Source organism: Stenotrophomonas sp. STEN020 (assembly GCF_056760195.1).
Genome location: NZ_JBRREI010000022.1, coordinates 23,947 through 39,259, shown reverse-complemented (window position 1 = coordinate 39,259; position 15,313 = coordinate 23,947). Strand labels below are relative to the sequence as shown.

Here is a 15,313-nt window from a genome sequence, read left to right as displayed (position 1 = left end):
TATTCCGACTGACCGTTCCGGCCGAAAGTTCGCCCTGCTGGCCCATATCCGCGACAATTGGCGCAACTGACGCCTCAATGCTTCCATGTCCAGATTGCAGTTCAAGCTCCAGAACACCGATGGTCGCGCCCGCCGTGGCCAGCTGTCCTTCCCGCGCGGCACCGTGCAGACCCCGGCCTTCATGCCGGTCGGCACCTACGGCACGGTCAAGGGCGTGCTGCCTGAACAGGTGCGCGCGCTCGGTGCCGAGATCATCCTCGGCAACACCTTCCATCTGTACCTGCGCCCGGGCCTGGATGTCATCGCCGACCATGGTGGTCTGCATGGCTTCTGCCAGTGGAATGGCCCGATCCTGACCGATTCGGGTGGTTTCCAGGTGTTTTCGCTGGCGCATCGCCGCAAGATCACCGAAGAAGGCGTCACCTTTGCCTCGCCGACCGACGGCGCCCGGGTCTTCCTGGGCCCGGAAGAGAGCATGAAGATCCAGAAGGTGCTGGATTCGGACATCGTCATGATCTTCGACGAATGCACGCCGTACCCGGCCACCGAGCCGGTGGCGCGCAAGTCGATGGAGCTCAGCCTGCGCTGGGCCCAGCGCAGCCGCAACGCGCATGACGCCATGGGCAATGATGCAGCGCTGTTCGGCATCGTCCAGGGTGGGGTGCATACCGACTTGCGCAGCCGCTCGGCCGAAGGGCTGCAGCAGATTGGCTTTGATGGCTATGCGATCGGCGGCCTGGCAGTGGGCGAGCCCGAGCACGAGCGCAACGCCATGCTCGACCACATGCATCCGATCCTGCCGGCCGACCGCCCGCGCTACCTGATGGGTGTTGGCCGTCCGGAGGACCTGGTCGAAGGCGTGGCGCGTGGCGTGGACATGTTCGACTGCGTCATGCCCACCCGTAATGCCCGTAACGGCCACTTTTTCACCTCGTTCGGCACGGTTCGCATCCGTAACGCCCGTTACGAGCGCGATATGGACGTGATCGAGCCGGGTTGCGGCTGCCACGCCTGCACCGGCGGCTATACGCGTTCCTACCTGCGTCACCTGGACCGCTGCAACGAGATGCTGGCGCCGATGCTGGGCACCCTGCATAACCTGTTCTATTACGAAAAGCTGATGGCCGACATGCGTGCGGCCATTGAGGCGGGAACCTTCCTGGCCTTCCGCGAGTCCTTCTATGCAGCCCGGGGCCTGAACGTCCCGGCGTTGTCGGGGGAGTAGCGGTCTTCACACGGTCCGGGACGCGCTCCCGGACGCGTGGCATACTTCACGGCTGACCCCCGTTTCGCGGTAACTGCTGCAGGCCATCCGGCCTGCATGGGTGCCGCCCAACATCAAGGATTACAAAATGACTCTCATGGCTATCCTGCTCCCCGTCGCCCAGGCCGCTCCGGCCGCACCGGGCATGGGCACCTTCCTGCTGCCCATCGCGCTGATCGCAGTGATGTACTTCCTGATGATCCGCCCGCAGATGAAGCGCCAGAAGGAACACAAGGCAATGCTGGAGAAGATCGCCAAGGGTGACGAAGTGCTGACCTCCGGCGGCATCGCTGGCGTGGTCACCGACATCGGCGACAACTTCATCACCGTGGAAGTGGCCGACAACGTCCGCATCCGCGTACAGAAGGGCTCGGTCGGCAACGTCCTGCCCAAGGGCACGCTGAAGTCCGCTGCCTGAGACTGATCCCTTTCCGTCACGTCGTGACGCCGCACCGGCGTCACGCAGGATCCTGCAATGCTTGAATTTCCGCGCTGGAAGTACTTCCTGATTCTGATCGTTCTGGCGGTCAGCGCGCTGTACGCGCTGCCCAACATCTACCAGAAGGATCCGTCCGTTCAGATCACCGCCAACCGTGGTGGGCAAATTGATGATGCGCTGCAAGAGCGCGTCAGCAAGGCACTGAGCGAGGCCGGTGTTACCGCCAAGTCGGTGGAGAAGGAGGGCGAGAACAATCTGATCGTCCGTCTGACTTCGCTGGACGCCCAGTCGCGCGCCAATGAGGTGCTGCGTGAGACGGCCGGCGAGAACTACACCGTCGCCCTGAACCTGGCTTCGACCGTTCCGGATTGGCTGGCCAATCTCGGTGGCAAGCCAATGGTGCTGGGTCTGGATCTGGTTGGCGGCGTGCACTTCGCATTGCAGGTGGACCAGAAGGCTGCGGTGGACAAGCGCTTCGAAGCCTTCACCGAAGACGTGCGTACCACCCTGCGTGACAACCGCGTCTCCTACCGTTCGGTTGAGCGTCGTGGCGAAAGCGATATCGCCATCGCCCTGACCAACGCGGCCGATGCCGACAAGGCACGTGCGGCGCTGGCCAAGGCGCAGCCGACTTTCAGCTACTCGGTCAGTGGTGATCGCATCACCGCAACCGTGCCGCAGGCAGAAATGCTGCAGATCGCCTCCGGCGCCATCGAGCAGAACCTGACCACCCTGCGTAACCGCGTCAACGAACTGGGCGTGGCCGAGCCGATCATCCAGCGTCAGGGCGAAGACCGCATCGTGGTCGAGCTGCCGGGCGTGCAGGACACGGCTGAAGCCAAGCGCATGATCGGTGCCACCGCGACGCTGGAATACCGCGCCGTGGTCGATGGCAATGCCGAAGATGCCGCCAGCACTGGCCGCATCCCGCCGGAAGCCAAGCTCTACCGCGACCGCGCCGGTCGCCCGGTGCTGTTGAACAAGCGCACCATCGTCACCGGTGACCAGATGGTCAAGGCTGCAACCTCCACTGACCAGAACGGCTTGCCGTCGGTCAGCGTGACGCTGAACAGCGTCGGTGGCCAGCGCATGTTTGATTTCACCAGCGCCAATGTCGGCAAGCCGATGGCTGTGGTCTACACCGAGCGGATTCCGCAGGTGACCATGGTCAATGGTGTGGAGCAGCGCAGCTTCCGGGTCAAGGAAGAAGTGATCTCCGTCGCCAACATCAACGGTGTGTTCGGCAAGGAATTCCAGACCACCGGTCTGGAGAAGACCGAAGCCGACGGCCTGGCCAAGCTGCTGCGTGCCGGCTCGCTGGCTGCGCCGATGGACTTCGTCGAGGAATACGTGATCGGCCCGAGCCTGGGTAAAGAGAACGTGGACCGCGGCGTCAAGGCTGTGGTGTTCTCGTTCATTTTCACCCTGGTGTTCTTCGCCATCTACTACCGCATGTTCGGCGTGATCACCTCGGTGGCACTGCTGTTCAACCTGCTGATCGTGGTGGCGGTGATGTCGATGTTCGGCGCGACCATGACCTTGCCGGGCTTTGCCGGTCTGGCCTTGTCGGTCGGCTTGTCGGTCGACGCCAACGTGCTGATCAACGAACGTATCCGTGAAGAGTTGCGACTGGGCATGCCGGCCAAGAAGGCGATCGCGGAGGGCTACGAGCGCGCCTCGGGCACCATCCTCGACGCCAACCTGACGGGCCTGATCGTCGGTGTGGCGCTGTACGCGTTCGGTACCGGCCCGCTGAAGGGTTTCGCGCTGACCATGATCATCGGTATTTTCGCCTCCATGTTCACTGCGATCACCGTATCGCGTGCGCTGGCGACGCTGATCTACGCCAAGCGCAAGAAGCTGACCTCCGTGGCCATCTGACGCAAACCTCTTCGCAGAAGCCCGCACCTGACCGGTGCGGGTTTTCCAAGGAACTCCTTGCATGAAACTGTTTCCACTTCACATCGTTCCGAACGACACCAACATCGACTTCATGAGTCACCGCAAGCCGGTGCTCGCGATCATGGTGGTGTTGTTGCTGGCCTCGTTCGCCATCATCGGCTTCAAGGGCTTCAACTACGCCCTCGAGTTCACCGGTGGCACGGTGGTGCGTACCCACTTTGAAAAGAGCATCGACGCCGACACGGTGCGTGAGCGTCTGGAAAAGGCCGGCTTCGACAATGCCCAGGTGCAGAGCGTCGGTGGCGGCAATGACCTGATGATCCGCCTGCCGCCAGAAGGTGAGCACAACAATGCTGCCGATGCCGCGCAGCAGGTTGCCGAGAAAGTTCGCGTTGCGGTGACCGCGGCGGACAACGTCGCTACCGTGCAGCCGGGCGAGTTCGTCGGTCCGCAGGTCGGCAAGGACCTGGCGATGAACGGCATTTACGCCACGCTGTTCATGGTCATCGGCTTCCTGATCTACATCGCCGCCCGCTTCGAATGGAAATTCGCCATCGTCGCCAGCGTCACCGCGTTCTTCGACCTGATCCTGACCATCGCCTACATGTCGCTGGTTGGCCGCGAGTTCGACCTGACTGTGTTGGCCGGTATGTTGTCGGTTATGGGTTTTGCCATCAACGACATCATCGTGGTGTTCGACCGTGTGCGCGAAAACTTCCGCAGCCTGCGCGTGGAGCCGCTGGAAGTGCTGAACCGCTCGATCAACCAGACGCTGTCGCGTACGGTCATCACCGCGGTGCTGTTCTTCCTGTCCGCACTGGCGCTGTACATGTTCGGTGGCGAGTCGATGGAAGGCCTGGCCGAAACCCACATGGTCGGCGCCGTGATCGTGGTCATCTCCTCGATCATCGTCGCCGTGCCGCTGCTGAGTATCGGTCCGTTCAAGGTCACCAAGCAGGATCTGCTGCCCAAGGCCAAGGACGAGGAAGAGCTGGCCCGTCGTCCCTGACGGAATCGCACTGCCTCGCCGAAAAGCCGCGCCCTGCGCGGCTTTTCTTTTGCCCGCGATAAGGGCGAGGGCAGGCTGGTCCATGCGGTGGCGTCGGTTGTTTTCGATGCGGCGGCGCACTACGATCCTCCCGGTTCAGCGCGCAAACTGCTTGTGCTGCTGTCTTCTGTTTAGCCAACCGAGGTTTTCATGGTCATCAAACCGCGTGTGCGCGGCTTCATCTGCGTCACCACCCATCCGACTGGTTGCGATGCGGCGGTCAAGGAACAGATCGATTACATCAAGGCCCAGCCCAAGCTGGCCAATGGCCCGAAGAAGGTGCTGGTACTCGGTGCGTCCACCGGTTATGGCCTGGCCGCGCGCATCAAGGCTGCGTTTGGCAGCGATGCCGCCACCCTGGGCGTGTTCTTCGAGCGTCCTGGCAGCGAGACCAAGCCGGCTACGGCGGGCTGGTACAACACCGCCGCGTTCGAGAAGTACGCACACCAGGCTGGCCTGTATGCGCGCAGCGTCAATGGTGATGCATTCTCCGACGAGGTGAAGCAGAAGGTCATCGAGATCATCAAGGCCGATCTGGGTCAGGTCGATCAGGTGGTTTACAGCCTCGCCGCTCCGCGCCGCAAGCACCCCAAGACCGGCGAGATCATCAGCTCGACGCTCAAGCCGATCGGCGCGCCGATCACCTTGCGTGGTCTGGATACCGACAAGGAAGTGCTGACCGAAACCACGCTGCAGCCGGCAACGGCCGAGGAAATCGCCGGCACCGTGCAGGTCATGGGTGGCGAAGACTGGCAGATGTGGATCGACGCCCTGCTTGAAGCCGGCGTGCTGGCACCGGGTGCCACCACCACCGCGTTCACCTATGTGGGCGAAGAGATCACCCAGGCCATTTACTGGAACGGTTCGATCGGCGCAGCCAAGAAGGACCTGGACAACAAGGTGCTGGCCATCCGCGACAAGCTGCAGAATCTTGGTGGCGATGCACGTGTGTCGGTGCTGAAGGCCGTTGTGACCCAGGCCAGCTCGGCAATCCCGACCATGCCGCTGTATCTGTCGCTGCTGTTCAAGGTGATGAAAGAGCAGGGCACGCACGAGGGTTGCATCGAACAGCTCGATACCCTGTACGACATTCTGTACAACGGCCCGCAGGGCGGCACCAACGCGGCCGAGCATATCCGCCAGCAGCTGCAGGATGCGCAGGGCCGTGAGATCGCGCTGGTGGACGGCGAAGGCCGTCTGCGTGCGGACTACAAGGAAATGGCGCCGGAAGTGCAAAGCAAGGTGCTGGAGCTGTGGCCGCAGGTGACCAATGAGAACCTGTACGAGATCAGCGACCTGGCCGGTTACAAGGCTGACTTCCTGCGCCTGTTCGGGTTCGGCATCGACGGCGTGGATTACGAAGCCGATGTGAATCCGGATGTGGCTATTCCGGGAATTGTTGAAGTCTGAGTTTTTGGCTTTTTAGTTGTGAGAAGGCCGCGCTTTGCGCGGCCTTCTTTTTTAGCTTTTCTAGCTAGAAGCTTCCCCTCACCCCAACCCCTCTCCCGCGCGCGGGAGAGGGGCTCCGATAGGGTCGGCTGCTAGTGCACCGCAAGCCCAGGCATTGCTAGCCCCTCTCCCGCTTGCGGGAGAGGGGTTGGGGTGAGGGCAGCTTCTAGCGCAGGGCGCCAGAACGCAGTTCAATCACCCATCAACCAAACTCAAAATCCATCTGAGCCGTCGGCGGGCCGACAAAATCACCTTCCACATAATCAACGCCAGCACTGAACAACAAGCTCATCGTCGAGGCATCCGCCACAAACTCGGCGATGGTCAAAATGCCAGCAGACTGCGCCTTGGTGGTGATTTCCTGGGTCTTTTCCAACTGCTCCTTGGCAAGTGTCGGGTCAGCAGTGAACGCGCTGTCCAGCTTGAGGAAGCCCGGCTGGAAATGCGCCAGCAGCTGGAACGAATCCAGTCCCGAACCAAACTGCTCCAAACCAACCTTGCAGCCCAGCTTGGTGACGTCACCCAGGAACTGCTGGGCATTGCGCAGGTGGGTAAACACTTTGGCCTCGGGAATCTGCAGCCACAGCTGCGCGCCTTCAACGCCTTCGGCCTGCAAGCCATTGCGAATCACTGTCAGCAGCTCAGGATCGGAGAACGACTCGGGTGTGATGCGGACCATCAGATGGGTGCGATGGCCGGCACGGCGGCGCTCGCCCAGCGCGCGGATGGCGTTGGCCACCACCCAGCGGTTGATCGGCGCCAGCAGCTCATGTTCCTGCGCGATCGGCAGGAAGGTGGCTGGGCCAATCATCTCGCCATTGTTTTCCATTTGCAGCGAGGTGTCATACAGCTGGATCGGCTCGCCCATCAGGTTCAACACCGGACGGAAACGCAGATGGAAGCCATCACCGGCCACCGCCTCGCGGATGCGCTGGACCCAGCTTTGGATGCGTTCTTCTTCGACACGGTCGGCCGCGCCCGGGTCGAATACCTTGAACGTATTGCCACCCAGCTCGATCGCAGCGCGCGCGCAGTCATTGGCACGGTTCAATACCTGGCCGACGCTGGCAATCTTCTCGCCTACCTGTACGCCGCCAATGCTGACGGTGACGGTTGCCGAGCGCTCGCCGATGCTGAATACCGACGAGGCAAAGGCGCTGCGCACGCGTTCGGCCATCTGCGACGTGTGTGCGTAATCGCCTTCGGTCAGCAGGGCGAAGTTGTGTTCGCCGAAGCGCGCCAGCTGCGCGTCTTCGCCGATGGCCTGGGCCAGCTTCTGGCCGAGGGCGGCAATCAGCGCATCGGCCGAATCCAGGCCGATATCGGGCAGCAGGCGCGAATAGTGATCGGGTTCGACCAGCAGGAAGCCGTACTGGCCATCGCTGCGGCCCACCTGGGCCACGGCCTTCTCCAGCTGCACCATGAAGGTCGGGCGGTTGAGCAGGCCGGTGACCTGGTCACGCTGGCGCAGGGCTTCCACTTCGCGTGCCAGTTCCGGGTCAAACTCTTCGCGGCGGCGGAACACGATCTGGAAGCAGCTCTCGTCCTCGTAGGTCGCGGCGGTGAACTCCATCGTCGCCGGGAACGTGTCGCCGTCCTGGTTGCGTGCGTGCACCTCGTATTGCGGTGGCGGTGCTTCGCCCTTGCTCAGGGATTTGAGCAGCTGCTTGAAGTTCTCCACATGCTGCGGTGCCACCATGTCCAGCAGCGAGATGCCCTCCACATCCTCGAACGACTCGAATCCGAACATGTCCAGATAGGCTTCGTTGGCGCGGATGTGCATCCCTTCATGGATATAGGCGATGGGATCACGCGAGGACGAGATCAGTGCATCACAGCGGCGCTCGGTCTCGCGCATCTGTGCTTCGATCCGGCGCAGGCCGCGACGTGCCTGCAGGTCGGTCCATTCGGTCTGCACCACCGACAACAGATGATCCGGTTGCTGGCGCAGTGCGATGGCGCGGATGCCATTGGCGGCCGAGTCCAGCAGCATCTGTGCATCGATGCTGTCGCTCAGCAGGATCATCGGGATGTCCTTGCCGCTGGCCGCGACCTGCTGGGTCAGCAGCGACTGCGGGATGACGTAAGAGTTGGCCGCCAGCACCAGATCGATGGGCTGGCCCAGCGCCTGGTTCAGCTCGTCGGGGCTTTGCGGCCGCGACGGGCGTACTGCGATGCCGCTGTTGCGCAAGGTGCTGACGATGGCCTCGGCGTTTTCGGCACTGTCGTCAACGATCAGCAAGCGCAAGGTGATGTCTTTGGCGTTCTGCATTCAGGACTCCCGGGGGACGGGGTTTAATACACGATGCACGGCGCTGGCGTCTATGCGCAGATCGCTTGCCTGTGACGTACTCCCGTGAGTGTAGTCTCAAGGCCGGCTTCAGGCCGTCGTCGCCACCGGCCGCAGCGCATATCAGCAGGTGCTGCACCCGGCCGTGTGAGGGTACTTATGACTCGATGGATCCGTTTGCTGAATCCGCTTACACGGCCATGCCGGCGGCGCGCCCGGAGGCCCAGGCCCATTGGAAGTTGTAGCCGCCCAGCCAACCGGTCACATCCAGTACCTCGCCGACAAAGTGCAGGCCCGGCACCAGCTGCGATTCCATCGTCGATGACGACACCTTGCGGGTATCCACGCCGCCCAACGTGACCTCGGCGGTGCGGTAGCCCTCGGTGCCGCTGGCCACCAACGGGAAGTCGGACAGCAGGCTGGCGGCGGCCTTGAGCTCGGGCTCGTCCATCTGCCGCATCGGTTTGTCCTTCAGCCATTGCTCGCACAGGCGCAGGGCCAGCCGCCGCGGCATGACTTCGGACAGCACGGTGCGCAGCTCGGAGGCACCGCGCTCGCGCTTCATCTGCCGCAGCCATTCAGCTGCATCGTGATCGGGCAGCAGGTCCAGCCGCAGGTCATTGCCTGGCTGCCAGTACGAGGAGATCTGCAGGATCGCCGGGCCGCTGACGCCGCGGTGGGTGATCAACATGGAGTTGCGGAAGCTCTGGCCGTTGCAGCGCGCCTCCACCGGCAGGGCAACGCCGCTGAGCTCGGCAAAGCGCTGCTGGTGGGTACCGCTCAGGGTCAGCGGTACCAGGCCGGCGCGGGTTGGCAGCAGCTCATGGCCGAAGTTGCGCGCCACCTCGTAGCCGAAGCCGCTGGCGCCCATGCTCGGGATCGACAGGCCGCCGGTTGCGATCACCACTGAAGCGCTGTGGAACTGGCCCTGCGCGGTACGCACATGGAAGCCATCGGCACCACGCTCGATCTGCTGCACGCCGCAGTCGGTGCGGATCTGCACGCCTGCGTCGGAACATTCGTCCAGCAGCATCTTTACGATCTGCTTGGACGAGATATCGCAGAACAACTGACCCAGCTCCTTCTCGTGATAGGCGATGCCGTGGCGCTCGACCATCTCGATGAAATCGGCTGGCGTATAGCGCGCCAGCGCCGATTTGCAGAAATGCGGGTTGTTCGAAATGAAGTTCGCTGCGGTGGTGCCGGTATTGGTGAAGTTGCAGCGGCCACCGCCGGACATCAGGATCTTCTTGCCAACCTTGTTGGCATGATCGATCACCTGCACGATACGGCCGCGCTGGCCGGCGGTGAGCGCACACATCAGCCCGGCCGCGCCTGCGCCGATCACCAGTACGTCGCAGCGGATTACCTTGTCTGCCACCACTGCTTACTCCGCCGGACGCTTGCGCCAGACCGGGATCACGTCCAGCTGGATCTGATCATTGAGGATCTGCACCTCGCCATCCTGGATCAGCACGCTGAAGCGCATTGCCCGCTGCACCAGCTCACCCCAGCGTTCGACAAACGCGGACGGCAGATCGACCACCGACAGGTTGTTGAAACGGGTCAGGTGCTTGCCCTGTTTCTGCCACCAGATATCGGAGGCATTGCCGCCGTAGTTGACGATCTGCACGCGGCGGCTGCGGTTGCAGGCCTTGCGCACGCGTGATTCGTCCGGGTGGCCCAGATCGATCCACTGCTCGATATCGCCGGTGTAGTCCTGCTGCCACAGGTCCGGCTCGTCCTCGCTGCTCAGGCCCTTGCCGAACTCCAGCCGGTCCTCTGCATTGAGGGCGAAGGCGAGCAGGCGCACCATTAGGCGCTCGTCGGTTTCGGAGGGATGCTGGGCCAGGGTCAGGTTATGGGTCGCATAGTAGCCGCGGTCCATGTCGCTGATCTGCAGCTCGGCCTTGCGGATGGTGGCGGTGAGGGCCATGGGAATACCGGGTACAAAGACCGCCCATCATAATGCCTGGCCCCTCAACGGACCCGTTTCAACGTGCCTGATCATGATCTGCCAAGCCGCCTGCAACTCGCGCCAGGCCCGTGGGCCAGCCTGTTGGAGGGTTTGTGCGCGCGCTTTCCGGCGATAAGTCAGGCGCAATGGTTGGACCGGTTTGCGCGGGGCAGGGTGCTGGGTGGCGACGGCCAGCCGCTGACGCCGGCGCAGCCGTGGCGGGCAGGGCAGGAGATCCAGTACTTCCGCGAGGTTGCTGACGAGCCGGAAGTGCCGTTTGCCGAGCAGATCCTGCATCAGGACGAGCATCTGCTGGTGGCTGACAAGCCGCATTTCCTGCCGGTCACCCCGGCCGGCCGCTTTGTGCGCCAGACCCTGCTTGCGCGTCTGATCGCCAGCACTGGCAATCGCGAGCTGGTGCCGCTGCACCGTATTGATCGCGGCACCGCCGGCTTGGTCTTGTTCTCCTGCAACCCGGATACGCGTGCTTCGTATCAACGGCTATTCGCCGAGCGACGCATCGACAAGAGCTATGAGGCCTTGGCCCCGGCCTTGCCAGCGCTGCAGTTCCCGCTGCTGCGAAGCAGCCGCATTGGCCGTGGCGAGCCGTTCTTCCGCATGGCTGAGCTGGCGGGCGAGGCCAATGCGCTGAGCCGGGTGGATGTCATCGAGCGGCGTGGTGATGTCTGGCGCTATTCGCTGGAGCCGGTGAGCGGGCGCAAGCACCAGTTGCGCGTGCATATGGCGGCGCTGGGTGCACCGATTCTAGGTGACGACTTCTACCCGCAAGTGATCGAACGCGCGCCGGATGACTATCGGCAGCCGCTGCAGTTGTTGGCGCGGCGCTTGACCTTCATCGACCCACTCAGCGGGGAGCCGCGCGAGTTCTGTAGTGCGCGTGAGCTGGTGTGAGTTTCAACGTCGCTGCGCCAGCCAACGGTCGAGCTGTGCGGCAAAGGCCTGGCGGTCGCGTGCGTGCAAGGTCGCCGGGCCGCCGGTCTGAACGCCGGCTCCGCGCAGTTCTTCCATGAAGTTGCGCACCGACAGCCGCTCGGCAATGGTGTTGGCGGTATAGAGCTCGCCGCGCGGGTTCAGTGCGACGGCATTCTTCTCCAGCACGCGTGCTGCCAGAGGAATGTCTTGAGTAACAACCAGATCACCTGCGCTCACCCGCTCAGCGATAGCGTCGTCGGCAACATCGGGTCCGCCCGGCACCTGCATGGCGCGGATGAAGCGCGAGGGTGGGGTGCGCAGCCATTGGTTGGCGACCAGCACGGTCTCGACCTTGGCCCGTTCGGCAGCACGGAACAGGATTTCCTTGATCACCACGGGGCAGGCATCGGCATCGACCCAGATCTGGGTGGCCGAACGGGTGGCGGAAACGGCGTCTTCAGGGCTCATGCCGCGCAGTCTATTGGATTTGCCGACTTTGCTGTTATCGAGCTATCGCCAGAAAATTGACTGATTTCAGCAACTTAATGGCCGAACTGAACCATATTGAATTTCTGAATGCGGTAAATATCGCTTTTTGGAACAAAGCGGCGTATCGTCCATCCCACTGTGCTTGCAAGGGTCACCGTGAATCGTGGCCTGATGCAGTTGATCTTCTTGATCGGCTCATCGATCCGCTTTACCAACGCCTGCAACTCAGTCTCGGCCCCGATACCCGGTGGCCGCGATTATTTCAACTTATGTTTCAGGAGTTAGTACATGTCTGATCGTCAGACCGGCACTGTCAAGTGGTTCAACGACGCTAAGGGCTTCGGCTTCATCACCCCGGAAAGCGGCCCGGACCTGTTCGTGCATTTCCGCGCCATCCAGGGCAACGGCTTCAAGTCGCTGCAGGAAGGCCAGAAGGTGACTTTCGTCGCCGTGCAGGGCCAGAAGGGTATGCAGGCTGACCAGGTGCAGGCGGTCTAATCGACCCCTTGCTACCGTAAGGTTGCTTGGAACGCCGGAAGCGAAAGCTTCCGGCGTTTTTGTTTGTGTTTTTTGTGCCGCGACGTCGTAGCGGAGTGATGCTGGGTTCCGCTGGCCTTGGTTAGGATGCGGTTTCGATTTCGATTGCACGGAGCCGGTGATGATCACGGTGCACCATCTGGAACAGTCGCGTTCGCAACGCGTGCTGTGGATGCTGGAAGAGCTTGGCCTGGACTACGAGCTGGTCAGCTACAAGCGTGACCCCAAGACCTGGCTGGCACCGCCGGAACTGCGCAAGGTGCATCCGCTGGGCAAGTCGCCGGTACTGCAGGACGACACGCTGATCCTGGCCGAATCCGGGGCCATCCTCGAGTACCTGGCTGACCGTTACGACCTGCAGCGCAGTCTGTCGCCGCAGCCCTTGCCGGTACAGGCGCCAGAGCGGCTGCAATATCACTATTGGATGCACTACGCCGAAGGCTCGGCGATGCCGCCGCTGGTGATGAGCCTGGTATTCGCGAAAGTACGCAAGGCGCCATTGCCATTCTTCGCCAAGCCGATTGCCCACAGCATCGTCGACAAGGTGATGAGGAGTTTCATCAGCCCGCAGCTGCGTCTGCACCTGAACTGGATGGAGCAGGCCCTGGCCAAATCCACCTGGTTCGCCGGAGAGCACTTCAGCGCGGCCGATATCCAGATGAGTTTCCCGATCCAGGCAGCGGCAGTCCGCGCCGGCCACATGACCGACTACCCGAAACTGCAGGCCTTCCTGGCACGTATCGTCGAACGACCTGCCTATCAGCGGGCCGAGCAGCGCGGCGGTACCTTGGATCTTATTGGCGGCGCTCGCTGAGCACGGCGGGCCGAGCTTGCAGCAGCGGCCGCCAGCCCCCACGTTGAGATGATGAACGACACGTCCCCGCAATTTGATAACCGCTTCCAGCGCGAGCTGCCCGGCGACCCCGAAACCGGCGCGCGCCGCCGCGAGGTGCTGGGCGCCGCGTGGTCGGCGGTAATGCCGACGCCGGTAGCCGCGCCGCGCTTGTTGGCGCACTCGGCCGATGTCGCAGCCCAGCTTGGCTTCGACCCGGCAACGATCGCAAGTCCGGAATTTTCCGAGGTATTCGGTGGCAACGCCTTGTTTGCCGGCATGCAGCCGTGGGCGGCCAACTACGGCGGCCATCAGTTCGGCCATTGGGCCGGGCAGCTCGGCGATGGCCGCGCCATCTCCTTGGGCGAGTTGCTGGCTGACGGCAAGCGCTGGGAGCTGCAGCTCAAAGGTGCTGGTCCGACCCCGTACTCGCGCGGAGCCGATGGCCGCGCGGTACTGCGCTCGTCGCTGCGTGAGTTCCTGTGCTCCGAAGCCATGCATCATCTCGGCGTGCCCACCACCCGTGCATTGAGCCTGGTCGGCACCGGCGATGCGGTGATGCGCGATATGTTCTACGACGGCCATCCGCAGGCCGAGCCTGGCGCGGTGGTGTGCCGGGTCGCGCCTTCGTTCATCCGCTTCGGCACATTCGAGCTGCCGTCGGCGCGCGGCGATGTCGCGCTGCTGCGGCAGTTGGTCGATTTCTGCATCGCCCGCGACTTCCCCGAGCTGCCGGGCAGTGGTGAGGCGCTGTACGCTGACTGGTTCGCGCAGGTCTGCACGCGCACCGCGGTGATGGTGGCGCAGTGGATGCGGGTCGGCTTCGTGCATGGGGTGATGAACACCGACAACATGTCCATTCTTGGTTTGACCCTGGATTACGGCCCTTACGGCTGGGTCGAGAACTACGATCCAGACTGGACGCCGAACACCACCGACGCGCAGGGCCGTCGCTACCGCTTTGGTACGCAGATGCAGGTGGCGTATTGGAATCTGGTGCGACTGGCGCAGGCGCTGTCGCCATTGTTTGCCGAGGTGGCACCGCTGCAGGCCGGATTGGATGGCTTCCGTGAACGCTACGAAGCCGAAGAGCGTGCTCACCTGGTCGCCAAGCTCGGCCTTGGCGAATTCCGCGACGGCGACGCCGAGCTGATGGCGCAATTCCAGCAACTGCTGCAGGAAGGCGAGATGGATATGTCGCTGGCGTTCCGCGCCTTGGCGGCCATTGATGTCAACGCCCCGGAGATAGCTCCGCTGGAGCAGGCCTTCTACTCGCCGACCGCCCGCGAGCAGGTGCTGCCGGCGCTGACCGCGTGGCTGCAGCGCTACGCGGCACGAGTGCGGGCCGCTGGGCAGCTGCCGCAGCAGCGTCGTGATGCCATGCAGGCAGCCAACCCCAAGTACGTGTTGCGTAACTGGCTGGCGCAGCAGGCCATCGACCGTGCCGAACAAGGCGATCTGGCCGGAATCACGGACTTGCTGGACGTGATGCGGCATCCTTACGACGAACAACCCGGGCGCGAGGCATTTGCCGGCAAGCGCCCGGAATGGGCGCGCGACCGCGCCGGCTGCTCGATGCTGTCGTGCAGCTCCTGAGCACTTTCTTCTTGAATGACTGATATGACCACCTCTGCCTACCCCGAATGGTCGCGCCCGATCCGCGACATCGCCGACTTCCCCAAGCCCGGCATCCTGTTCAAGGACATCATCCCGCTGCTGGGCGATGGCGCCTGCTTCCGTGCCGCCGTGCAGGCCATGGCCGAGCCGTGGCGTGACGCTGGCTTGCATGCGGTGCTGGGCGTGGAGGCACGGGGCTTCATTCTCGGCACCGCATTGGCCCTGGAGCTGGGCGTGGGCTTCGTGCCTGTGCGCAAGCCGGGCAAGCTGCCGGGTGCGACCTTGAAGCAGGAATACGCGCTGGAGTACGGCACCGATCGTATCGAAGTCAGTGTCGGCGCAACGCCGCCGGGGGCGCGCGTGCTGCTGGTCGATGACGTGCTGGCTACTGGCGGCACCTTGCTTGCGGCCCTGCAGCTGGCTGCGCAGCTTGAGGCGCAGGTTGTCGGTGGCGCGGTGCTGGTCGAGCTGGATGGACTTGGTGGCCGTGAGCGCTGGCCGGATGGTTTGCCGCTGACCGCTACACTGGTTTACTGAGCACCTGATCCAACCCCAA

Annotated in this window: 15 protein-coding genes; 11 read left to right on the top strand and 4 right to left on the bottom strand. The window is 63.1% G+C overall.

The window, feature by feature from the left end; translation table 11 throughout:
• Positions 1 to 85: 85 nt before the first annotated feature.
• From tgt to fabV, 5 genes are all read left to right on the top strand, one after another.
• Positions 86 to 1,225, top strand: coding sequence for a tRNA guanosine(34) transglycosylase Tgt (gene tgt / locus ACVOLZ_RS11235; RefSeq protein ID WP_481516207.1), 1,140 nt, complete (start codon positions 86 to 88; stop codon positions 1,223 to 1,225).
• Between the two features lie 127 nt (positions 1,226 to 1,352).
• The gene (gene yajC / locus ACVOLZ_RS11230; RefSeq protein WP_481513552.1) at positions 1,353 to 1,682 is read left to right on the top strand and encodes a preprotein translocase subunit YajC; all 330 of its coding nucleotides are present in this window, start codon (positions 1,353 to 1,355) and stop codon (positions 1,680 to 1,682) included.
• 57 nt (positions 1,683 to 1,739) lie between these two features.
• A complete protein-coding gene (secD, locus tag ACVOLZ_RS11225; protein WP_481516206.1) occupies positions 1,740 to 3,584 on the top strand; it encodes a protein translocase subunit SecD in 1,845 nt (614 codons plus the stop codon).
• A gap of 61 nt (positions 3,585 to 3,645) precedes the next feature.
• Positions 3,646 to 4,614, top strand: coding sequence for a protein translocase subunit SecF (gene secF, locus ACVOLZ_RS11220; RefSeq protein ID WP_481516205.1), 969 nt, complete (start codon positions 3,646 to 3,648; stop codon positions 4,612 to 4,614).
• 189 nt (positions 4,615 to 4,803) lie between these two features.
• Positions 4,804 to 6,063 carry an enoyl-ACP reductase FabV gene (gene fabV, locus ACVOLZ_RS11215; protein ID WP_481516204.1) on the top strand — a complete coding sequence of 420 codons (1,260 nt, stop codon included), beginning with the start codon at positions 4,804 to 4,806 and terminating at the stop codon, positions 6,061 to 6,063.
• Positions 6,064 to 6,304: 241 nt separating this feature from the next.
• Here the strand turns inward: fabV and ACVOLZ_RS11210 are convergent, their stop codons facing one another.
• From ACVOLZ_RS11210 to ACVOLZ_RS11200, 3 genes are all read right to left on the bottom strand, one after another.
• On the bottom strand, positions 6,305 to 8,374 hold the full coding sequence (locus ACVOLZ_RS11210; protein WP_481516203.1) for an EAL domain-containing response regulator: 2,070 nt from the start codon (positions 8,372 to 8,374) through the stop codon (positions 6,305 to 6,307).
• Between the two features lie 208 nt (positions 8,375 to 8,582).
• On the bottom strand, positions 8,583 to 9,773 hold the full coding sequence (locus tag ACVOLZ_RS11205) for a BaiN/RdsA family NAD(P)/FAD-dependent oxidoreductase (protein ID WP_481516202.1): 1,191 nt from the start codon (positions 9,771 to 9,773) through the stop codon (positions 8,583 to 8,585).
• 6 nt (positions 9,774 to 9,779) lie between these two features.
• Complete coding sequence (locus tag ACVOLZ_RS11200; protein WP_481516201.1) at positions 9,780 to 10,328, bottom strand: YaeQ family protein; 549 nt, start codon at positions 10,326 to 10,328, stop codon at positions 9,780 to 9,782.
• Between the two features lie 63 nt (positions 10,329 to 10,391).
• On the opposite strand from ACVOLZ_RS11200, the gene ACVOLZ_RS11195 reads away from it, so the two are divergent.
• A complete protein-coding gene (locus tag ACVOLZ_RS11195; RefSeq protein WP_481516200.1) occupies positions 10,392 to 11,261 on the top strand; it encodes an RluA family pseudouridine synthase in 870 nt (289 codons plus the stop codon).
• A gap of 3 nt (positions 11,262 to 11,264) precedes the next feature.
• Here the strand turns inward: ACVOLZ_RS11195 and ACVOLZ_RS11190 are convergent, their stop codons facing one another.
• Positions 11,265 to 11,750, bottom strand: coding sequence for a YaiI/YqxD family protein (locus tag ACVOLZ_RS11190; RefSeq protein ID WP_481516199.1), 486 nt, complete (start codon positions 11,748 to 11,750; stop codon positions 11,265 to 11,267).
• Between the two features lie 77 nt (positions 11,751 to 11,827).
• Here ACVOLZ_RS11190 and ACVOLZ_RS11185 point away from each other — a divergent pair, with 77 nt between their 5' ends.
• The 5 genes from ACVOLZ_RS11185 (at position 11,828) to ACVOLZ_RS11165 (ending at position 15,294) form a co-directional block, all read left to right on the top strand.
• Positions 11,828 to 12,067 (top strand): hypothetical protein, encoded by a 240-nt coding sequence (locus tag ACVOLZ_RS11185; protein WP_481516198.1) that lies wholly within the window; start codon positions 11,828 to 11,830, stop codon positions 12,065 to 12,067.
• Positions 12,060 to 12,269, top strand: a complete 210-nt coding sequence (locus ACVOLZ_RS11180) for a cold-shock protein (protein ID WP_054659637.1) — start codon at positions 12,060 to 12,062, stop codon at positions 12,267 to 12,269. Before ACVOLZ_RS11185 ends, ACVOLZ_RS11180 begins: the two co-directional genes overlap by 8 nt.
• A gap of 160 nt (positions 12,270 to 12,429) precedes the next feature.
• Positions 12,430 to 13,122: a glutathione S-transferase family protein gene (locus tag ACVOLZ_RS11175; RefSeq protein WP_481516197.1), complete on the top strand. Its 693-nt coding sequence runs from the start codon at positions 12,430 to 12,432 to the stop codon at positions 13,120 to 13,122.
• Between the two features lie 51 nt (positions 13,123 to 13,173).
• Entirely contained in the window at positions 13,174 to 14,736 is a 1,563-nt protein-coding gene (locus ACVOLZ_RS11170) for a protein adenylyltransferase SelO (protein WP_481516196.1), read from the top strand.
• A 15-nt stretch (positions 14,737 to 14,751) separates the two neighbouring features.
• Positions 14,752 to 15,294 (top strand): adenine phosphoribosyltransferase, encoded by a 543-nt coding sequence (locus ACVOLZ_RS11165; RefSeq protein WP_481516195.1) that lies wholly within the window; start codon positions 14,752 to 14,754, stop codon positions 15,292 to 15,294.
• Positions 15,295 to 15,313: the final 19 nt, after the last annotated feature.